General features: G+C 39.0%; 16 protein-coding genes. 14 read left to right on the top strand and 2 right to left on the bottom strand.

Translation table 11 applies throughout. From position 1 onward, the window contains the following. Nucleotides 1-79: 79 nt before the first annotated feature. Nucleotides 80-622 (bottom strand): ribonuclease H-like YkuK family protein, encoded by a 543-nt coding sequence (locus tag NYE65_RS25180; RefSeq protein WP_034306780.1) that lies wholly within the window; start codon nucleotides 620-622, stop codon nucleotides 80-82. 720 nt (nucleotides 623-1,342) lie between these two features. Here NYE65_RS25180 and NYE65_RS25175 point away from each other — a divergent pair. The 4 genes from NYE65_RS25175 to cobA all read left to right on the top strand — a co-directional run bounded on the left by NYE65_RS25175 (nucleotide 1,343) and on the right by cobA (nucleotide 8,053). Continuing rightward, nucleotides 1,343-2,548 (top strand): nitrate/nitrite transporter, encoded by a 1,206-nt coding sequence (locus NYE65_RS25175; protein ID WP_340861999.1) that lies wholly within the window; start codon nucleotides 1,343-1,345, stop codon nucleotides 2,546-2,548. Between the two features lie 53 nt (nucleotides 2,549-2,601). Then, nucleotides 2,602-4,923 (top strand): nitrite reductase large subunit NirB, encoded by a 2,322-nt coding sequence (gene nirB, locus NYE65_RS25170; RefSeq protein WP_340861998.1) that lies wholly within the window; start codon nucleotides 2,602-2,604, stop codon nucleotides 4,921-4,923. Between the two features lie 106 nt (nucleotides 4,924-5,029). Then, the gene (gene nasC / locus NYE65_RS25165; RefSeq protein ID WP_328178026.1) at nucleotides 5,030-7,180 is read left to right on the top strand and encodes an assimilatory nitrate reductase catalytic subunit NasC; all 2,151 of its coding nucleotides are present in this window, start codon (nucleotides 5,030-5,032) and stop codon (nucleotides 7,178-7,180) included. Nucleotides 7,181-7,282: 102 nt separating this feature from the next. Beyond that, on the top strand, nucleotides 7,283-8,053 hold the full coding sequence (gene cobA, locus NYE65_RS25160) for a uroporphyrinogen-III C-methyltransferase (protein WP_328109409.1): 771 nt from the start codon (nucleotides 7,283-7,285) through the stop codon (nucleotides 8,051-8,053). Between the two features lie 176 nt (nucleotides 8,054-8,229). On the opposite strand, the gene NYE65_RS25155 is transcribed toward cobA, so the two are convergent. Further along, nucleotides 8,230-8,505: a MerR family transcriptional regulator gene (locus NYE65_RS25155; RefSeq protein ID WP_269450004.1), complete on the bottom strand. Its 276-nt coding sequence runs from the start codon at nucleotides 8,503-8,505 to the stop codon at nucleotides 8,230-8,232. A 255-nt stretch (nucleotides 8,506-8,760) separates the two neighbouring features. On the opposite strand from NYE65_RS25155, the gene nirB (NYE65_RS25150) reads away from it, so the two are divergent. From nirB (NYE65_RS25150) to NYE65_RS25105, 10 genes are all read left to right on the top strand, one after another. Further along, nucleotides 8,761-11,175 (top strand): nitrite reductase large subunit NirB, encoded by a 2,415-nt coding sequence (nirB, locus tag NYE65_RS25150; RefSeq protein WP_340861997.1) that lies wholly within the window; start codon nucleotides 8,761-8,763, stop codon nucleotides 11,173-11,175. Nucleotides 11,176-11,192: 17 nt separating this feature from the next. Further along, the gene (gene nirD, locus NYE65_RS25145; protein ID WP_034306766.1) at nucleotides 11,193-11,510 is read left to right on the top strand and encodes a nitrite reductase small subunit NirD; all 318 of its coding nucleotides are present in this window, start codon (nucleotides 11,193-11,195) and stop codon (nucleotides 11,508-11,510) included. A gap of 358 nt (nucleotides 11,511-11,868) precedes the next feature. Then, nucleotides 11,869-13,485: a family 14 glycosylhydrolase gene (locus tag NYE65_RS25140; RefSeq protein WP_268591730.1), complete on the top strand. Its 1,617-nt coding sequence runs from the start codon at nucleotides 11,869-11,871 to the stop codon at nucleotides 13,483-13,485. Nucleotides 13,486-13,997: 512 nt separating this feature from the next. Beyond that, nucleotides 13,998-14,423: an OsmC family protein gene (locus NYE65_RS25135; protein WP_268591729.1), complete on the top strand. Its 426-nt coding sequence runs from the start codon at nucleotides 13,998-14,000 to the stop codon at nucleotides 14,421-14,423. Nucleotides 14,424-14,781: 358 nt separating this feature from the next. Beyond that, the gene (locus NYE65_RS25130) at nucleotides 14,782-15,102 is read left to right on the top strand and encodes a hypothetical protein (protein ID WP_057277628.1); all 321 of its coding nucleotides are present in this window, start codon (nucleotides 14,782-14,784) and stop codon (nucleotides 15,100-15,102) included. Between the two features lie 273 nt (nucleotides 15,103-15,375). Next, entirely contained in the window at nucleotides 15,376-15,837 is a 462-nt protein-coding gene (locus NYE65_RS25125) for a hypothetical protein (RefSeq protein WP_340861996.1), read from the top strand. An 892-nt stretch (nucleotides 15,838-16,729) separates the two neighbouring features. Beyond that, nucleotides 16,730-17,053, top strand: a complete 324-nt coding sequence (locus NYE65_RS25120) for an ArsR/SmtB family transcription factor (protein WP_034306755.1) — start codon at nucleotides 16,730-16,732, stop codon at nucleotides 17,051-17,053. 2 nt (nucleotides 17,054-17,055) lie between these two features. After that, on the top strand, nucleotides 17,056-17,448 hold the full coding sequence (locus NYE65_RS25115; protein ID WP_328109411.1) for an SRPBCC family protein: 393 nt from the start codon (nucleotides 17,056-17,058) through the stop codon (nucleotides 17,446-17,448). A gap of 81 nt (nucleotides 17,449-17,529) precedes the next feature. Further along, nucleotides 17,530-18,123 (top strand): YdeI/OmpD-associated family protein, encoded by a 594-nt coding sequence (locus tag NYE65_RS25110; RefSeq protein ID WP_340861995.1) that lies wholly within the window; start codon nucleotides 17,530-17,532, stop codon nucleotides 18,121-18,123. Nucleotides 18,124-19,303: 1,180 nt separating this feature from the next. Beyond that, the gene (locus NYE65_RS25105; protein ID WP_340862186.1) at nucleotides 19,304-21,325 is read left to right on the top strand and encodes a transporter substrate-binding domain-containing protein; all 2,022 of its coding nucleotides are present in this window, start codon (nucleotides 19,304-19,306) and stop codon (nucleotides 21,323-21,325) included. The last annotated feature ends 21 nt before the right edge of the window (nucleotides 21,326-21,346 follow it).

The raw sequence follows: 21,346 nt of genomic DNA, 5'->3' as shown, positions 1-21,346 counted from the left end.
TACCGAAAAAAAGTATGTAACGCTTTGCCGTCTGAAAATTCCCAAACCATATTGTGCAATTACATATTTTTGTAAACATTCACTCTTGTTTTGTATAACGGTTGGCATAACTTGAAGCTACGAAAGCATCCGGTTTGATTTTTGGTTCCACCCCCATGGATTCCATCCTGGCTACCATTTCTTTTACAAACTCACTGGTTTTGTTTCGCTTTCCAACCCCGATATCAATGTGACCTTCCATTGTGAACGTCGCACCTTGATATACAGCAGGCAGGACAATATCGATTAATTGATTTTTTCTTTCTTCCGTAAACAGTGATACGATTTCCTCTGTTAACGACAACTCTTGAGAAATACGTTCATGTAAATGCAGCATCCTTCTAGGGATCATCACTTTTCTTATACAACCCCATACACCATTTCCGACCTGCCGTATTACGATGCCTGTAATGAAAACCGTATGTTTTTTATGTACTTGCGAATCTGTCCCGACCATTAATTGATAGTTACCGGAAGGATTTAATTCCATAAACTCAACAATATGAACGAATACCTCTTCAAATGACATATCCTTTTTCTGAAGATTTTGAAATGGGATGTTCTGAAATGGATATTGCTTCATATTATTGCACCCAACCTTTCCCCGGATAGAATCAGATTATTAAATATCTCATGCCGTTCATAACACCATCATATGAAGGAGGTCCTTGTTTCGTGCCGTGGGAAGAACCCGCGTTTAGAGAAGAGTCATCATTTCAAGTTGATCTCGCTGAATGTTTAGAAAGCATCCTCATCACCTCAAGTTTTAATACTTCTATTTTAAAACAAAAATGACTCCTGACAAAAGTGTTCATCTAAAAGGCAAGACAAAGTTGTTTGGAGCGGGTGTACGAGACTCCTGCTTAGAAAAGCGCGTTTAGGGGAGACCCCGCAGGCGAAAGCGGAGGGCCGACCGCCCGCGGAAAGCGAGTGCCCTACATTCCAATCAACGTCCAAATTGGACAAGCCATAAAAATAGACAAACTCGATTTTCATCGAGTTTATCTACAGTCTGAGAGAAGCTTAATCATTAAGCTTCTCTTTTTTTGTATGGAGAATATTTCAAAATGTTCTTGGAGTTTATTCCGGCCATAAATGAAAAGTTAAACAAGCATGTAACTTTACATCAACTAAGTAAACCACAATATCATGCGATTTTGACCAATACCTACTTTAAAGTATTCACAATTTAATAACTTACAAAAAAAGTGTGTGATGTTTTCTTACATAAACAAAGAAATCTTACTTTTATAAGAGTAAAATAAACGAATATTCAATTAATAAAGTATTGGAGAGATGAAAAATGAAAATATCTGAATTGAAAAAAAGCGGCCATGCTCCGTCATTATTAGCTTCATTCCTTTATTTTGATATCAGTTTTATGATTTGGGTATTATTAGGGGCACTCGGTGTCTATATTACAAAGGATTTCGGACTTTCCCCAGCTGAAAAAGGCTTGATTGTGGCTATTCCGATTTTGGGAGGCTCGTTTTTTCGAATCGTCCTTGGTTTTTTGACTGACCGCATCGGCCCGCGGAAAACCGCAATCGGCGGGATGCTTGTAACGATGATTCCACTTTTTTGGGGATGGTTATTCGGTGAAAGTTTAGCGGAGCTTTATTTAATAGGGATATTACTAGGGGTGGCAGGAGCAAGTTTTGCTGCAGCACTTCCTATGGCCAGTCGTTGGTATCCCCCGCATTTGCAGGGTCTTGCGATGGGCATTGCAGGTGCCGGTAACAGCGGAACTCTTTTTGCGACATTGTTCGGACCTCGGCTTGCAGAATCTCTTGGCTGGCATAATGTTATGGGATTAGCTTTGATTCCTTTAACCATCGTGTTTATCATTTATATTTTAATCGCAAAAGATGCGCCATCTCAACCGCCGGCAAAACCACTAAAGGAATATTTCAACGTATTTAAAATAACGGACACTTGGTATTTCTGTATTCTTTACAGTGTGACTTTTGGGGGCTTTGTCGGGTTCACTAGCTTTTTAAGCATCTTTTTTGTTGATGAGTATGGGTTAACACGAATAAAGGCGGGGGAATTCGTTACATTATGTGTCATCGCCGGAAGTTTCTTTCGTCCCGTCGGAGGATTTATTGCCGATAAAATAGGTGGAGTTAAACTGCTTATGTTTCTATTTATTGGACTCACTATATGCATGTTTGGGATTAGTTTTCTTTATTCTCTTACTGCCGTTACAATCCTTCTGTTCATCGGAATGCTATTTCTCGGTATGGGCAACGGAGCTGTCTTTCAGTTAGTTCCACAGCGATTTTCTAAAGAAATAGGTTTTATCACAGGGATTGTGGGAGCTGCCGGAGGTGTTGGCGGATTCTTGGTTCCAAACATACTAGGTACGTTGAAACAGATCACTGGCACATATGCTACAGGATTTTTAGTATTTTCCGCAGTTGGAATCGTGGCTTTACTTATCCTGGGCCTAGCTCAGCTTTCATGGAGAAAAACGTGGGTACTCGGAAAGAATTCAGTTAAGATCTAGAACTTTGTTTACTTAGTTTGGCTTTTTACAGTACTTGTTTTTGGGGGGATAAAATGTATAAACAAAAACTGATCTTAGTGGGGAACGGAATGGCAGGATTACGTTGTGTTGAATCCATCATTAGTAAGGATCCGACTGCCTTTGAGATTACTATTTTCGGAAGTGAACCGCACGTTAACTATAACCGAATCTTATTGTCGACTGTGCTTCAAGGCAACACCTCTTTTGAAGATATTACGATAAATGATCGAAACTGGTATACGGAGAATAATATCCAATTGTTCACAGGTGAAACGGTCGTAAAAATCGATAAAGAGACCAGGAAAATAAAAACAGACAAAGAACGGGAAGTTTACTACGATAAGCTGATAATTGCCACAGGTTCTGTCCCGTTCATTCTTCCTGTCACAGGTGTAGATAAAGAAGGCGTCATTGCATTTCGGACGATTGAAGATTGCCAAAAGATGATTGAAACTTCACGCAAACATAAAAAAGCAGTCGTCATCGGAGGCGGTTTGTTAGGTTTGGAAGCAGCGAGAGGGCTGTTAAACCTTGGTATGGAAGTGCATGTCGTTCATATCGCTGACTATTTAATGGAAAGGCAGCTCGATTCAACGGCATCACTTTTACTGAAAAAAGAGTTGGAAAACCAGGGAATGAACTTTCTTTTAAAAAAGGAAACACAGGAGTTAATCGGTAACGAGCGTGTAGAGCGCGTCCGTTTTAAAGATGGAACGGAGCTGGATGCAGATTTGGTCGTTATGGCTGCGGGAGTCAGACCGAATATTCAGTTGGCCAAAGAAAGCGGAATTGATACAAATCGTGCGATCATTGTAAATGACTATTTAGAAACCAGCATCCCAGATATTTATGCGGTTGGCGAATGTGCTGAACATCAAGGCATGGTTTATGGGCTTGTTAAACCTCTATACGAACAAGGTGAAGTGCTGGCAAAGCATATTTGTGAAATGAAATGCAGCGGATACCAAGGCTCGGTCCTTTCGACCCAGTTGAAAATATCAGGAGTTGAGCTATTTTCTGTTGGTGATTTCCTTGGTGACGAAACAACGAAATCCATCACAACTTTTGATGAATTGGATAGTGTTTATAAAAAGTTGGTTTTTCAAGGAAGAAAAATCATAGGTGCTGTGCTTTATGGAGATACAAACAACAGCTCACGATTACTCGATATGATTGTACAGCGGCAAGAAGTATCGTCAGAGGAAAGGCGTTCAATGTTCCAGTCACCAAATACGGCTGAGGGATTAATCGCTTCGATGGCAAATCATGAAATCATTTGCCATTGTAATGCTGTTTCAAAGGGGAGAATCATTGAAGCGGTTCAAAATAAGGGATTAACGACAGTGGAACAAGTTAAACAATGCACAAAGGCTTCCGGTTCTTGCGGCGGATGTAAGCCGGCAGTGACCGAGCTTTTGACCTATATTCAAAGTAATCTTACTACTCAGGATGAGAAACAAACTGCATTTTGCTCATGTACGAAATTAACGGAAGATGAAGTTGTGTATAAAATGCAACTCCAAGTCGTATCGACTGTCCAAGAAGCGATGGATGCTCTTGAATGGGAAAATACAAAAGGTTGTTCAACTTGCAGGCCTGCATTGAGCTATTATTTAGGGATGATTCATCCAGAGTACGAGATCAGACAGCAAACTCTTTTCATAAACGAAAAAAAGAATGCAACAGTTCAAAGTGACAACCGATACTCAGTTATCCCGCAAATGTACGGCGGGATGACGAATGCAAAAGACCTGCGAAAAATTGCTAATGTTGCCGATAAATATGAAATATCCCAGGTTGCGATAACAAGTGAACAAAGGATTCATTTAATGGGGGTGAAAAAAGAAGATCTCCCAGGTGTGTGGGCTGATTTAGATATGCCGTTAAGTTCGAAATATGGTAACACCGTTCAAAACGTCAAAACATGTATCGGTGAACATGTTTGCTCTTGTGATAAACAGCAATCCCTATTACTTGCTGTAGATTTGGAAAAAAGATTGGAGCAAGTATCTACACCATACCGTATAAAGATGGGCATATCCGCTTGTATGCATAACGGTGCAGGATCAACAACGAAAGATATAGGTGTTATGGGCATTGACAGGGGCTGGGAAATATATGTGGGCGGAAGCAGCGGGCGTGATGCACGTGCAGGTGAACTATTATGTGTAGCCGGCACAAATGAAGAAGCCATTGAAATCATCATCGGCTTTATTCAATATTATCGGGAAACAGCCAACTACTTAGAACGGACTTGGCAATGGATTGAACGATTGGGATTAATTCATGTTAGAGAAATATTGTTTGATAATGAACTTAATGAGCAACTATCTCAACGATTGGAACTGGCCTAGATCAGGGAGTGAACAAAGGGGAAAACTAGATGCAAGACTTAGTAAGCGGTTAAATGTTTGTACCATGAAAAATCCATAGAAATCCATGAGTAAAGGGTGAGGAGCCTTGACTGAATTATTATTAAAGTATTTCCGCACGAAGCAACAAGAGGTCCAATCAGAAAAACGATATGATACACAATGTCCATTTTGCAGCATGCAATGTAAGATGCAGCTGCTGGAACAAACAATAGTAACAAGAAAAAAGTATATGACGATTGGAAAAGATAATCCAACATCAGAGGGGCGCTTATGCATTAAAGGAATGAATGCACATCAACATGCATTGCATAAAGATCGAATTAAATACCCATTATTGAAAAAAAATGGGGAATTTGTTCGAATATCATGGGAGGAAGCATTAAGCCACATTAAGGAGAATTTCACTAAAATACAAGCAGAAGATGGTGTAAATGCATTATCTGTTTATGGGAGTGCATCCATTTCAAATGAAGAAGCCTATTTGCTTGGGAAATTTGCAAGGGTGGCTTTAAAAACAAAGTATATAGATTATAATGGCCGTTTGTGCATGTCTGCAGCTGCTTCGGCAGCCAGCCAAACATTTGGTATGGACAGGGGCCTGACCAACAGCTTATCAGAGGTTCCGTTCACAAAGTGCATAATCTTGGCGGGTACGAATATTGCGGAATGCCAGCCGACAATCATGCCGTACTTTGAGCAAGCGAAACAAAATGGGGCATATATCATTGCTGTAGATCCCCGGGAAACAGCAACAACGAAAATGGCCGACTTACATCTAAAGGTGAAACCTGGGATGGATGCCGCCTTGGCAAACGGATTATTGAAAGTGATCATTGAAGAGGATCTTATTGATGAAGTGTTTATCCGGGAACGTGCAAATGGCTATAAAGAAGTTAAAGAGTATGTTACATCTTTAGAGTTGGAGGAAATTGCAGAAATGACAGGGGTTCCAAGTGACCAAATCCAAAAAGCGGCTGCCATGTTCGGGAAAGAAGAATCAGGGATGATTTTTACAGCTAGGGGCGTTGAGCAGCAAACAGATGGTTCGGCCGCTGTCCGTAATTTTCTTAATATTCTTATTGTTACAGGGAAAATTGGAAAAGTGAATTCGGGTTATGGAGCTATCACCGGACAGGGAAATGGGCAGGGAGCAAGGGAGCATGGCCAAAAGGCAGACCAGCTGCCGGGGTATCGCATGATTGAAAATGAGGAACATAGATTACATATTGCAAGTATATGGGGAATTGATGAGGCTGATTTGCCGCGTAAAGGTGTATCGGCATACGAAATGATAGAGAAGATAAATGAAGGTGAAATTACCGGCATGTTTTTAATGTGTTCCAATCCAATTGTTTCAAATCCCAATGCTAACTTTGTCAAAAAGGCTTTGAAAAAATTAAAGTTTCTTGTCGCGGTAGATATGTTCGTTTCTGAAACTGCTAGATTGGCTGATTTGATTTTACCTACTTCGTCTTATTTAGAGGATGAAGGAACGATGACGAATTTGGAAGGACGGGTAACGTTGCGGGAAGCAAGTTTTTCATCACCTGGAGAAGCGAAGCATGATTGGCAAATCATTTGTGATATAGCTAAAGCTTTTGGGAAAGGGGAGCATTTTCCCTTTCAATCTGCAAATGAGATATTTGAAGAACTAAGAGTGGCAAGCCGCGGGGGAACCGCCGATTATTATGGTATAACGTATGATCGCTTAAGAAAAGAAGGAGGCATTTTGTGGCCATGTCCATCCATTGAACATAAAGGGACAAAAAGGTTATTCGAATCGTCTTTTGCCCACCCGGACGGAAAAGCGGCCATGGTTGTGGTTAATAACGTGCCTCATGTTCCAAAAGAAAAGCCATGTACGGAATTTCCGCTTTATTTAACAACAGGAAGAATCATGTCACACTATTTAACAGGAGTACAAACGAGAAAAAGCTCATCATTAGCCGCAAGAAATTTTGAATCATATATGGAAATCCATCCGGAAACAGCCAAGAAATATCATATTTCAGACAATACTTTGGTGAAAATTGAATCAAGGCGCGGAAGTATTGTTGTAAGAAGCAAATGGTCCGCAACGATTCGCCATGATACTATATTCGTTCCTTTTCATTGGGCAGACTCCCAAAATGTCAATCGCCTCGTTTCACAGGATTTAGACCCGACATGCAAAATGCCCGGGTTTAAAGTCAGCGCTGTAAAAGTACATCCTATATTAGAGTTAACGTCTCATTAAGGGGAGGGTATCTTCCCCTTCACCATATTTTTTTGATTCAATCATAATCGAAAAATGGAGCCTAATCACATTTCATGACTAAACAACAAAAGGGGATAAAAGATGGAAAAAGGTAAGGTCTATATTGTTGGTGCCGGACCTGGTGATCCGGACTTAATTACTGTCAAGGCAATCAAATGCATCGCGGCAGCGGATGTCATCTTGTATGATCGATTGGTAAATCGTGAATTGCTTTCATACGGCAAACCTGAAGCTGAATACATTTATTGCGGTAAAGCGCCTGGTATACATTGTGTCCCCCAAGAGGACATTCATCAATTGTTAATAAGTAAATCAATGGAGAGAAAAACGATTGTTCGTCTAAAAGGGGGAGATCCTTTCATTTTTGGCCGAGGCGGTGAGGAAGCAGAAGTGCTGGCAAAGCACGGAATTCAATTTGAAATAGTCCCTGGAATCACATCTGGAATCGCTGCGCCAGCTTATGCTGGAATTCCCCTGACCCACAGGGAATGGGGGAGTTCCTTCGCAATTGTCACAGGACACTGCGTGAACGGCAAACCTGATAACATCAACTGGCATCATTTGACACATGGTGTTGACACCATTGTTATTTATATGGGCATGAAAAACCTTCCATATATCTGTAAACAATTACGCACCTGCGGAATGAAGCCTGAAACTGCCATTGCAGTCATCGAACAAGGAACGACGGGTTTTCAACGGACCATTACAGGAACAATCGATTCAATAGTAGCGATCGTTACAAGAGAGCAGGTTGCCAATCCCGCCATGATCGTAATAGGAGAAGTGGTGAATTTATCCGAGAAATTATCATGGTTTTCCGAGAAAACAAAAGATAAGGAGTTCGCTTAGAAAGGAATGAGTACCTGAAAAACTTTTACTGTAATGAAACTGGAAAACTGGACATGAAAGTCATCATGTCCAGTTTAAAAATGTTAACAGCTATTTTAATATTGCAAGGTGAAAATTTTATCGAAAAGTGAAATATGGACATAGAACAACTAATAATTCGTGTCCATAGGCGAAAATCAATTGCGCAGGCCAAAGTGTGCATTTAATTGGCCCTGCAGCATTTTTTTTCGCATTTTTTCCTGTTCAATTTTTCTTTTCTCTTTTAATTTTTCCTGTCTAATTTCATGGGTTTGCACTCCATCCTCTATTTTATCAGCGATTTCCACTAATGCCTTGACGTCGGAAAAAGAGTATTTACGGTTACCACCCTTAGACCTTTCGGGGAAAACGAGTTTTCTTTCTTCATAATACCGGATTTGTCTATCGGATAGTCCGGTTAATTCTCTGACCACACCTATGGAAATTACCTTTCTATCTATATAAGATTCTTTTTGCTGGACGATGAAAATCACCTCATTTTGGATTTATGCTGAATCAATAAGGATATTATATCCTAATTTTCTGAATATTTGTAATAAAAACTAACATTAATTATCAATTTTCAAAAACTATGTAAGATTTTATAACACACTAGTGGCGATAAAAAGTGACGTCACCTATAATCAATCATATCATCCTTTCAAAAAAATCTTATTGGAGGACAAAACATGTCTAAGCAGAAATTGGCGCTAATTGGGAATGGTATGGCTGGAGTAAGATGTATAGAAGAAGTTTTGAAAATTCAACCGGAAAGGTTTGAGGTGACTGTCTTCGGAAGTGAGCCGCATCCGAATTATGATCGAATCCAACTATCGAATGTATTGCAAGGGGCTACGACGATAGATGATATTACAATAAATGATTGGAACTGGTACAAAGAGAACAATATTACACTTTTTTCAGGTGAAACAGTCACGAACATCGACCCCACAAAGCAAATCATATATTCAGATGCTAATCGCGAAGTCGAATATGATCAATTAATTTTAGCTACCGGATCGATCCCTTTCATACTTCCGATAAAAGGAGCTGATAAAAAAGGAGTGACCGCCTTTCGAAATATTGAAGACTGCGAAAAAATGATTGAATATTCTAAAGATAATAAAAAGGCTGCTGTCATTGGTGGAGGATTGCTTGGTCTTGAAGCAGCAAGGGGGCTTTTGAACCTAGGTATGCAGGTATATGTAATTCACCTTTCGGAATATTTGATGGATAGGCAGTTAGATCCAGCAGCAGGAAAAATGCTGCAAAGGGAACTGGAAAGCCAGGGAATGAATTTTTATCTCGGGAAACAGACTCAGGAGGTTTTAGGTGAAATTGATGTCAAAGGATTACGCTTCAGTGATGGCGAGGAAATCAGCGCCGACTTAGTGGTCATGGCAGTTGGGATTAAGCCAAATGTTGCAATGGCCCAAAATTCCGGCATCCCTGTCAATCGAGGAATTATCGTGAATGATTATATGGAGACAAAGATCCCGAATATTTTTGCGGTTGGTGAATGTGCGGAACACCGTGAGATCGTGTATGGTTTGGTCGCTCCCCTATATGAACAGGGCAAAGTATTAGCCAAAAGGATTTGCGGACTGGAAAGCAAACCTTACGAGGGGTCCGTGCTTTCTACTAAGTTAAAAATATCTGGTGTTGATGTATTTTCGGCTGGAGAAATTTTCGAGGATGAACAAGCCAAATCAATCAAGGAATTTAATGAATGGAATGGTACTTATAAAAAAGTATTGATTCGAAATGGGAAAATTTCTGGGGCGGTATTATTCGGGGATACAAAGGAAAGCAATATCCTATTGAGCATGATCAATAAAAATGCCGACGTTTCGGAATACTTGAATGCTGGAACAAGTGAACCCAGTGTCAGCCTTGTCACTTCGATGTCAAATGAAGAAATCATCTGTGGTTGTAATGGTGTAACGAAGGGTGATATTGTGACGGCTATCGAATCTAATGGTTTAACAAGGATTGAGGAAGTAAAAGGCTGCACAAGTGCTTCGAGATCATGCGGTGGTTGTAAGCCGTTAGTCGGTGATATTCTCGAGCTGACATTAGGAGCTGATTTCAGTAAGTTAAACCAGAAGGAATCCATATGTACATGCACCCCTTTATCAAGAGATGAGGTTGTTGCCGAAATACGCGAAAAAAATCTGACACATACTCGTGAAGTCATGAATGTTCTCGGCTGGAATACAAGTGATGGATGCTCGAAATGTAAACCGGCACTGAACTATTACTTAGGCATGATCCATCCTCTTGACTATGAAGATGAAAAAGAATCCCGCTATGTCAATGAAAGGCTACATGCAAATATTCAAAAGGATGGTACATTTTCCGTTGTGCCAAGAATGTATGGCGGCGTCACAAATCCCGATCAATTACGGAAAATAGCAAATGTTGCCGATAAGTATAATGTTAAGTTACTTAAGGTAACAGGCGGTCAAAGAATAGATTTGTTCGGCGTTGAAAAAGAAGACCTTCCAAGCGTATGGGCCGACTTGGATATGCCTTCTGGATATGCGTATGGAAAAACGCTTCGAACTGTGAAAACATGTGTCGGTGAAAACTTTTGCCGGTTTGGCACCCAAGATTCAATTGGTCTGGGTATTGCCATGGAGAAGAAATTCGAACGTGTTGGCACACCGCATAAGGTTAAGATGGCTGTGTCGGCATGTCCTCGTAATTGTGCTGAATCCGGTATCAAAGATCTTGGTGTTGTCGGTGTTGACGGTGCATGGGAAATTTATATTGGCGGCAATGGCGGTACCCATTTACGAGCTGCTGAATTATTATGTAAAGTGAAAACAAGTGATGAGGTAATTGAAATTACGGGCGCCTACATCCAACATTATCGAGAGACTGCCAATTATTTAGAACGAACGTCGGTCTGGGTTGAGCGTGTCGGGTTCGATACCGTTAAGGCGATTATTGGTGATAAGCAAAAAAGGATGGAGCTTAACCAACGTTTGGATGAGGCCTTATCCGTATTGCAAGAACCGTGGAAAGAAATCATTGAGAGCAATGCGATCCAAACCGAATTATTTCAAAAAGTGAAAATTCCGGCTATATCAAATAAATGAATATGGAGGCAGCCTAAATGGGGAAAACACTTCAAAAGATAAAGATCTCAACCGTAAATGAAATGCCAAAAAACCTGGGGAAAACAGTTACGATAGGATCTCATGAAATTGCTCTTTTTCATTTAGCAAATGGTGAATTCCGGGCTATTGAAAATCGTTGCCCACACAAAGGTGGTGTTCTGGTGGAAGGCATTGTGAGTGGTGATCACGTATTTTGCCCGATGCATGACTGGAAAATCAGTGTCAAAAATGGTGAAGTCCAAAAACCTGATAATGGTTGTGTAAAGACATTCCATGTTGAAATAGAAGATGGTAATGTTTATATAGTTTTATAACCAGCTGCTCTGGATAGTCTCTTAGACTATGCATCTTGTTGATAAAAGGGTACAACAAGTTGATTGGAACGCCCGCGGAAAGCGGGTACCTGGAGGCAACATAAATTGCACAAAGCATAAAAAAACTAAAGACAGACTCGTTTTTTTTCATTGAGTTTGTCTGCAGTCTGCTGGATAGTCTCTAAGACTATCCATTTTTCTTTGCAGTTTTTTGAACTAAATTTACCCGGCAGAATAATTGATAAATATTTCCAAAGGCAATATACTTTCAAGTATAGGAATTCTTTTATTAAAACGAATGAATGTAAGCGATTTCGAAGAACAAATGAATAAAGTTATAGGGGAAGGTTGGCGTTTTATGAACAAATTATCGGTTGGCGTTTTTACCTTTATGCTGTATTTTGTTCCTTTATCAAATACACCTGGAATGGCAGAAGTACAACCAGATTACAAGCTTTATGTGATGGCCCCCTTGGGTGAAATAACAGATTGGGAGGCATTTAAAGCAGAGCTGACCCAGTTGAAGGAAAATGGAGTATATGCAATAACGACAGATATCTGGTGGGGATTGGTCGAGAGTAAAAAAGATAATCAGTTTGATTGGTCCTATTATAAAAAATATGCGGAAACCGTGAAAGCTTCCGGTTTAAAATGGGTGCCCATTTTGTCTACGCATCAATGCGGCGGTAATGTGGGGGATGATTGCAACTATCCCATCCCAAGTTGGCTCTGGAATAAAGACACTGCCGAAAACATGGCTTTCAAGAGTGAAAGTGGTTTCTGGAATAAGGAAGTACTTGCTCCTTGGTGGGAAGGCACAGCCGGTCAGTACAATGAATTGTACAAATCCTTTGCAGAGAACTTTGCTGATAAGAAGGATTTAATAGCAAAAATATATCTAAGTGCAGGACCGGCAGGGGAATTAAGATATCCCTCCTACCAGAATGCCGATGGCTGGGATTATCCTGAGAGGGGACAGCTTCAAGTTTATACAGAAGGAGCAAAACGGGATTTCAGGCTTGCCATGAGAGAAAAATATTCCACGATAAAAAAATTAAATGCTGCTTGGGGCAAAACGTATAAAAACTGGAATGAGATTCAGCCGCCAGGAAATGGGGATGAATTTTTCACCAAGGGAGGAGCAATCGACACTAAATTTGGATACGATTTTATGCAGTGGTATCAGGGGGCACTCGAAAAGCATCTTGCAAAAATTTCGAAGTTTGCCCATAAACATTTTGATGAAGTCTTTGGCGTGCCAATTGGAGCTAAAATCTCAGGAGTCCATTGGAAAATGAATGATCCAGTAATGCCGCATTCAGCAGAATATAGTGCCGGGTACCATAACTACTCCAAATTATTGAATCAATTTAAGAAATCGAATATGGCCCTCACATTCACCTGTCTGGAAATGGGAGATCAAGACGCACATACTGCACCGTCCTATAGCGCCCCTAAGACTTTGGTGACCCATATTGCCTCTTTAGCTAATGAAAAAGGAATTTCTTTAAACGGGGAAAACGCACTCCCTCTCATCGATAATGAATGGGGCTTTGACAATGTAGCAGAAATGCTTTTTAACCATGGTTTTGAGGGATTTACATTGCTTAGGATGTCTTATTTATTCGACGATGAAGGAAATCCAACTAATGAGTTCAGGATGATGGCTGATAAATTGGAAGGCAAGTCGATTCCCGTTACATTCACAGTTGAAAATGTACCTGCCACACAGGGAGTTTACTTAATTGGGAACAGAGGGGAAATCGGCCGATGGAATCCTGAAGATTACGAATATAAACTCACTCAAAACACAGAAGGCAGCTGGAGTGGAACATTTCGTTTAGCTGCAGATCGATTCTATGAATTCAAGTTCGTTCTGAAAGATGAAAATGGCAATATCACTTGGCAAGATGGCGAAAATAATAGGTATAAAACTCCTTTGAATGGAGAAGGAAACTATAAAACTGCATGGTAAATGGGTTAATAGGGCTATGACTTAAAATTCAGACGACAAAAGGCGGTTCGGAATGCTCTCACAACCATGATTGGTAAACTTAATATCCTTCTGTTTTTTTACTGCTTTGTATACATCAATCCCTTAATAGATTAAAGAAATTTGCGACATATCCTGCCGAATAACTGTTTGCCAAGCCGCTTTGCTTTGATGCGGCTTGGCAAACAGTTGGCGGAAAGGGAGCGGATTTCTGAAATCATCTGGAATATTTTTTTAGGTTTTAAAGCCTAAAGAGGTAATCAACGTTCAAATTTTACAGTATGACTAACTATGCAGGACTTGTGGGAAGAATATAAGGTATGGAAAATCATCACAAGTTAGGGTATAAAAAATCCAGAATCCAAGTGATGTATATTTGCATACTGACCCCATTACGGCAATATTTTTTAATGCTTAAATGATATAAATTTACATTAATTGAAATGTAGTCCATTTTTAGAACAAAGCAACAAGAAAGGGAGGAATCGAAATATATGAAGACAATGATTACATGGACAGGGGAACTGGCCTTTTCTGGCACAACTCCGTCGGGACATGAAATAAAGATGGATGCCGCCGAAGAAGCAGGAGGTAAAAATAGTGGAGCAAGACCCACAGAATTACTTTTACACTCTCTTGCCGGCTGTACAGGAATTGATATTGTCATGATTTTAAAGAAAATGCGATTTGAAACAAAGGCCTTTCAAATAGAAATAGAGGGGGGACGGTCAGAAAATCATCCTAAACGTTTTACCGATTTTCATATCCATTATTTATTAGAGGGAGATCTACCTGAAGATAAAGTCGTCCGTGCGATTCAATTATCCAAAAATACGTACTGTTCAGTGTATCACTCATTAAATGCCAACATTAAAATCAGCTATTCAATAAATGGTGTTAAAGGAAAGCAAGACATATAATATGTAATTTAAAGGACTATTTTTAAACAGGAAGTTGTTTTACATCCGTATAATAAAAACAGCCCCATTTTTGAAAATGGGGCTGTTTTGACTGAAATGAGGATGTTCATTTCAAGAATAATCATCTATACCAAAACGTGCAAACCACTGGAAATAATACCTCTTATGGTAATCCAAGGGTATTCTTTCGAAAATATCAATCAAAAATTGGTTTTCAAGGTTAGCGAACTCCATTTTACGGAAGGAAAGGGATAATTCAGTAAGCAAGTAATCAAAATGTAATGGTTTGTCATTGGAATGCCCTTGATGTTAGGAGTTTATCCATATAAACTTTAGATACTATTGAGGAGTGGTTAAGTTGAAAGAGATAACAATTGACAAATTAATTTTTAAAAATCATTTATCGATGATTGAACAATATTCATTGAAAGATTTCATGTTTAAGTGGCTCGGCAGCCCCGAAGAAGGTTTAGATGATCTTCTCCCGCTTACATACACAGATGAAGTTTTTGCAAAAATGGAAACGACATCGGAGACTAAAATCAAGATTCATGGAGAAGAAACCTTCAGATATGTCACCATTACGGAAGATAATCAAATTGTAATAGGGGGCTTGGATCCGAATCAAGAGTTAAAGTTTAGAATTGTGTCCCTGGAAGAGCGTTTGAAAAGCTACTAAAACTGAATCAAATTTTCAAAAATAATTAAGGCCGTTCCTGTGGAATGGCCTTTTTAAGGTATTTTTTTCATCACGTTAAGAGAGAGTCGTCAATACCACATTTTAACTGTAATCGAAGGTAATTGAAACCCTTATCTTATGCAAGTTAAGCGAGTAACTCTTTAAACTCGCGATATTTTTGGATTAATTTAACAAAATATAAATGTTTATTGGTTTGTCTTAGTATATTATAGAGTAATGAAGTCGACTAAACATTGGGGGGGGGGAATTGAGATGAGCGAGACGTTGGCAAGTTCAATAAAAACGCTTTTGAAGGAAACGTTTGAAGGACCAGGAAATGAAGGAAGTTATTATACTGAATCTAAACCGAATACCGGGGTTTTTGGTACACTTGATGGTTTAACCGCAGTAGATGCTTCACGTTCCATAAACGGATCGACAATTGCGGCACACGCAGACCACACCCGGTATTATTTATGGGTGATCCAATCGATGATCAATGGCACAGACTTTGAAAAAGATTGGGAAGAAAGCTGGACCATCACTACTGTTGATGATGTGAAATGGGCTGAAATCAGAGAGGAATTACATAAAGAATATGTATCTCTTTTCGCAGAAATCGAAACAATCGATTTAGGAAAATGGCTGACAAATGTAAATGCGACCATTGCCCACTCAGCTTATCATCTTGGAGCGTTACGGCAAATGATAAAAAGCCTTGAAATAGAAAAATAGTATAATATATTGAGAGTTTTTAAACTGATTGGAACGTATGGCACTCGCTTTCTGAAGGAAGTCCGCCCTCGGCACTCTTGCGCCTGGATTCTCCTTTCGACACGCTTTTTCCGCGGGAGTCTGGTACACGCGTTCCAATCAACTTTGTTTGAAAAACCCAGATAGATACTTTTAGTCTTAGTCGATAAGAGGGGTTCGAATGATCTCATCCCTAAGTTGAGGGTTTATAATATCAGATAGTTTATTTCCTTTTTCATATACTTGATGAGCCATTATTGATTCATATTACTTCGTCCGAATCTCATGCCGTAAATTCTTCTCCTTCAATTCCATTTGCCTGTCGTTTGCTTTTTTACTTTCTTGCTCAGCCCATATGAAAGCAGAGTTAAAAATTGGTCCTCCTTATAAAATCCCCAGTAACACCCATATCTCTGAATTTCCGAAATCAAAAGTGTCTCTTTTTTAAGTACCATACATAATATCTGAGTTCAGATCTCAAGTAATATACTTCCATTCTCCGAATGAATCATCATAATCCCTACCCAATCCGTCTAGTGAATCAAGGAATAGTAAACGCCTTCACGAATGATTAAGTGCATCCCAGATATGGAAACCAGTAAAACTCTTTTCCACTTTGCTTATCAATGAAGATATAATTCCAAAATACCCTTTGCTGAAACACGAGCGTATCCAATATTCAAAAATAGCAATTGATCATATAAGATTCACTTTAACTAACGGGGCCAATTTAGTTGTAAAAGGATTTAATAATATACTTGATGATATTAGAATAAAACAAATAAAGTGTGTCAATAATAAAATTGACAGGACACCAATCAGTGTCATATAATAAAAGACACCAATTGGTGTCCAATTAAAAGGGTGGGTGATTTTGAACGAGAAAAATCAAGAACGTGATATTTATGTAGCCATTGCTGACCCAACAAGACGTAAATTGCTACGTTTGTTGGCGGACGTGGAGGAATTGCCACTAAATGAGTTGACCGTACATTTTGAAATGGGCCGTACTGCGGTTTCAAAGCATTTGGCAATCCTTAAAGAGGCAGGTCTAGTAATCAGCAGAAAAGTCGGCAGGGAAACCCGTTATCGACTGAATGCTGGTCCGTTGAGAGAAATTGAGGATTGGGTATCGTTTTACAGAAGATTCTGGAGTGAAAGAATATCACTTTTAAATCAAATATTAGAGGAGGAATAAAAATGAGTTTAACAGTAACACAAGATTTTAATTTTAAGAGCCCGATTGAGAAGGTATGGCTTGCCTTAACGGATGCAAATACTCTTGGGAAATGGGTAATGGCTAATGATATTAAACCTGTCGTCGGACATAAATTCCAGTTTCGAAATGAACAGTGGAATTTAATTATTGATTCCGAAGTTCTTGAAGTCGAGGAGCCTTATAAGTTATCTTACACCTGGGTAGGTGGCGGTATAAACACTAAAGTCACATGGACCTTAAAGCACGAGGATGGAACAACCCACTTACATCTCGAACAAACAGGATTCGAAAAAGAAGATCAAGCGTTCAATGGTGCGAAATATGGTTGGGCGAAAATGGGCGAAGAACTTAATAACGTATTAGAGGTATTGTAAGTCCAAACCTCTGCCTTGTTTTTAGTATTTAGCTAACGTATAAGAAAAAAGCAAACTGCTCGGAAAGAGGAGTGTTCCGTGATGACAAAAAGTAGTACGAATCCTAAGGTTGATGAATTTTTAGGTAAAGCTAAAAAGTGGAAAGAAGAATATGAAACGTTAAGAAATATCGTTCTTGACTGTGAACTGACTGAAGAATTTAAATGGATGCATCCCTGTTACACGTTTGAGAAAAAAAACATCGTTTTAATACATGGATTTAAAGAATATTGTGCGCTTCTGTTTCACAAAGGTGCCTTGTTACAGGATGTCCACGGGCTTCTAATTCAACAAACGGAGAATGTACAGGGAGCGCGCCAGATTCGGTTCACTAATGTTCAAGAAATAGTTGCAACGGAATCCATTCTGAAAGCCTATATTCATGAAGCCATTGAAGTTGAAAAAGCCGGGTTGGAAGTGGAATTTAAAAAGAACGAAGAATTCATAATTCCTGAAGAACTTCACAATAAATTCGATGACATCCCTGCCTTGAAAACTGCTTTTGAAGCATTGACCCCAGGAAGGCAAAGAGCATACATCCTTTATTTTTCACAAGCCAAACAATCCAAAACCCGAGAGTCAAGAATCGAAAAATGCATGCAGAAAATTCTCGATGGGAAGGGTTTAAAAGATTAATATATTTTGATGAGAAAATATATTAATCATGTTTTGGATTTCACCCCACTTTGCGTTCATTCGAACTCCTTTTTGGAACGCAAGTAACCACTCAACCGAATAATAAAATGGATAAAAACAAAAAAGTGATCCATAGAGTGTAAGCGATCTGCCGTGAAAAAGCCTACTTGTTGCAGCTAAGGAAAGAAAAAAACTGCACACCAAAGTGTACCTTGTTGAATAAGGTTTAAGTAATGATTTCAACATACCACTAATAAAGTATGGTACTTTTATGGAGTAGCAAAAAAGCCCAATTTCTCAATTTTATTACTGAGAAATTGGGCTTTTTTCGAATATTTCGATTCAGGAAAATGCTAACGACCATGGCCCACTTCGCGTATCATTTTGGAACGTTACGACAAATGATAAAAACCCTTGAAATGGAAAAATAAGATAACAATTTGATGGTTAACATGATTGGAAAATTGGGCAATCTTTGTATTCTTGGGCACGCTTTTCCCTCAGGGTTCTCGAACACCCGCTCCAATCAACTTTGTTTTTAAAAATAGAACTCGTCTTGTCTGAAGATTTTTTAAAGTCGGTGTAAAAATTAGATTTCCACTCCAGGCACTCGCTTTCCGCGGGCGGTCCGGGAGCCTCCTCGGCGCCTTGCGCCTGTGGGGTCTCCCCTGGACTCGCTTTTCCCGCAGGAGTCTCGTACCTTCCGTTCCAATCAACTAACGTGATTTAAATGAAAAAAATGCAGGCTGATCTTATGCCGAACCATGTTTAAGACTAGTTTATCCTTCATGTTTTTCTCCTGTAATCCTTAATGGATGGAAGAAATTTGCGACACTCCTGCCGAATAACTGGCTAGCCGAGACCCCACAGACGCTTGCGTCGAGGAGGCTTGGCAGACAGTCGGCGGAAAGGGAGCGGATTTCTGAAATCAAGGGAAGTTTTTTCAAGAAAAAAACCGCAGGGGAACGCGTTTTCTTCGTATATGTCTAAAAACAAGACAAGAGTTACCTTCATGTTTTTTACCGTCATCCTTATTGGAAATCGCAGCTTATGCATTCAGAAACACACTCTTTTGTAGGTTATTGTTATATTGTGTCAGATTATACTAAGAATTCTTTACATATTAAAGGGTTCAAGTCTTAATTGGAGAAGTATATAATTATGATGTCTTTAGCAAAGGATTACTGACTGCAAGGATTTTGACGTAGAAGGAGGGCTCTTAATTAAAAGGCAGCTGCATAAACTAAGTATATTTTGCTTTATAATCTTTGTTCAAACATTATGGTCTCCCGCTGTTTTTGCTGAAGAAAAAACATTTATAATTGCTGGAGAAAGTGCCCTTCCTCCATTTTCATTTGAAAATGATGCTGGTGAACTGACAGGCATAAATATTGATTTAATGGAGGAAATAGCGAAATATAATGACGTAGATTTCAAATATATTCCGATGAGGATGGAAGAAGCAGAAAAAGCCTTAAGTAACGGAACAATTGATGCAATTGTTGGAAGTACCTATAATACCGAAAAAGATAACCAATTTGATTTCACGCAATCCTATTTTACAATGTCCCAATCCATAATCATTCCTAGTAAAAGGAAACAGGATATTCATACGTTAACGGATCTACGTGATTCACATGTTGTCCTTGACCATAACACACCAGTTATCAGTACATTTCTCAATATGAGGAATACAAACTTAACGACCGTTTCAAATCAATACTCCGGAATTTTAACATTATTGAACAACCGAGCTGATGTGTTCATCGGAAACAAATGGACTGCTGATTTCTATTTAAAAAAATTCCACCAAGAAAAGAATTACACCATTCTTGATGAAGTCATTGAACCTGCGGATTATACGATTGCAGTGAAAAAGGGAAATCAATCGCTTCTTTTCATGATGGACAATGCACTCACAGAACTTAAGGCAAACCGAAATATCAATGGGATAATCGATAAATGGGTAATGCCGCAATCCAATCAGAAAATTGCCAGACTCGAACAATTCATATTTTGGTTGATCATAATCTTAACTGCTGTGGCCCTTATCCTTCTAATCATTTACATATGGAATCAAAAGCTAAAAAAATCCGTACATAACCAGACTTTGAAATTACATTTATTAAATAAGGATTTAGAGAAACAACGGCAAAACATCGCTAATGCTGAAGCGTTCAAAGATCAAATTTTAAACAATATCAATAATGGCATCATAACATTCGATCTCGATTTCATGATTACCAGCTGCAATGCAAAGGCATCGGACATTCTTAACATTTCCAAGGAAATGATTCTGAATCTTACGAATCATTCGCAATTGATGAAGAATTTCGAAGCTTTACACCAGGAACAAAATGAGAATAATTGTACGGGTTCTTTTCGAATCTTGGTATTAAATGAGGAAAATGAACAGAAGGTGATTTCTTATTCGTTTCATAAGATGTTCAATACTGAAGATATACAAACCGGATACTTACTTTCCATGAATGATGAGACGGAAAAGAAAACATTGGAGAAAAAATTGGTCACACAAGAAAAGCTTCACGCTCTTGGTCAACTCGTTGCAGGTGTCGCACATGAAATAAGGAATCCTTTAACATCGATTAAAACATTCATTGATTTACTTCCGAGTAAATATGATAATCCTCAATTCCGACAAGTTCTAATGGAACACTTACCCACTGAAGTTAACCGCTTGAACGGGATTGTTACCGATTTAATTGAATATGCACGTCCGCGGCCGCCAAATATTACAAATTGCCACGCTCATGAGCTTATATCCTTACTTGCTTTTCATAAGGTGACAATGGAAAAAAACCAAATAAATTTCGAGCAGATGATTGAGGAGGACTTTATTTTTTATATAGATTTACAACAAATTCAACAAGTACTTCTTAACATGGTGTTGAATTCGATTCATGCCGTTGAAGAAACAAAGGAAAAGACCATTAAAATCACCATTGATAAAGTAAACGAAAAGACAGGGCGGATTGCCATATCGGATACGGGAAAAGGGATGAAGCAGGAAGAACTGAACCATATTTTTGAGCCTTTTTTCACAAATAAAGAAAAGGGAGTCGGTTTGGGACTTACGTTATCGTATAGGCTCATTAAAGAAAATAACGGAGATATCCATGTGAAAAGTTATCCTAATTCAGGAACGACATTCACCATTTTACTACCTATATATATTGAATAGAAGCCTGGAAAGAGGAGGAGT

This window comes from Peribacillus sp. FSL R5-0717, from assembly GCF_038002945.1.
GTDB classification, from domain to species: domain Bacteria; phylum Bacillota; class Bacilli; order Bacillales; family DSM-1321; genus Peribacillus; species Peribacillus frigoritolerans.
This window is presented reverse-complemented; position numbering and strand designations above follow the sequence as displayed.

Coding starts and splice junctions, on each gene's coding strand:
- NYE65_RS25180 (WP_034306780.1), bottom strand. CDS start 622: ATGAAGCAATATCCATTTCAGAACATCCCATTTCAAAATCTTCAGAAA.
- NYE65_RS25175 (WP_340861999.1), top strand. CDS start 1,343: ATGAAAATATCTGAATTGAAAAAAAGCGGCCATGCTCCGTCATTATTA.
- nirB (WP_340861998.1), top strand. CDS start 2,602: ATGTATAAACAAAAACTGATCTTAGTGGGGAACGGAATGGCAGGATTA.
- cobA (WP_328109409.1), top strand. CDS start 7,283: ATGGAAAAAGGTAAGGTCTATATTGTTGGTGCCGGACCTGGTGATCCG.
- nirB (WP_340861997.1), top strand. CDS start 8,761: ATGTCTAAGCAGAAATTGGCGCTAATTGGGAATGGTATGGCTGGAGTA.
- nirD (WP_034306766.1), top strand. CDS start 11,193: ATGGGGAAAACACTTCAAAAGATAAAGATCTCAACCGTAAATGAAATG.
- NYE65_RS25140 (WP_268591730.1), top strand. CDS start 11,869: ATGAACAAATTATCGGTTGGCGTTTTTACCTTTATGCTGTATTTTGTT.
- NYE65_RS25135 (WP_268591729.1), top strand. CDS start 13,998: ATGAAGACAATGATTACATGGACAGGGGAACTGGCCTTTTCTGGCACA.
- NYE65_RS25125 (WP_340861996.1), top strand. CDS start 15,376: ATGAGCGAGACGTTGGCAAGTTCAATAAAAACGCTTTTGAAGGAAACG.
- NYE65_RS25115 (WP_328109411.1), top strand. CDS start 17,056: ATGAGTTTAACAGTAACACAAGATTTTAATTTTAAGAGCCCGATTGAG.
- NYE65_RS25110 (WP_340861995.1), top strand. CDS start 17,530: ATGACAAAAAGTAGTACGAATCCTAAGGTTGATGAATTTTTAGGTAAA.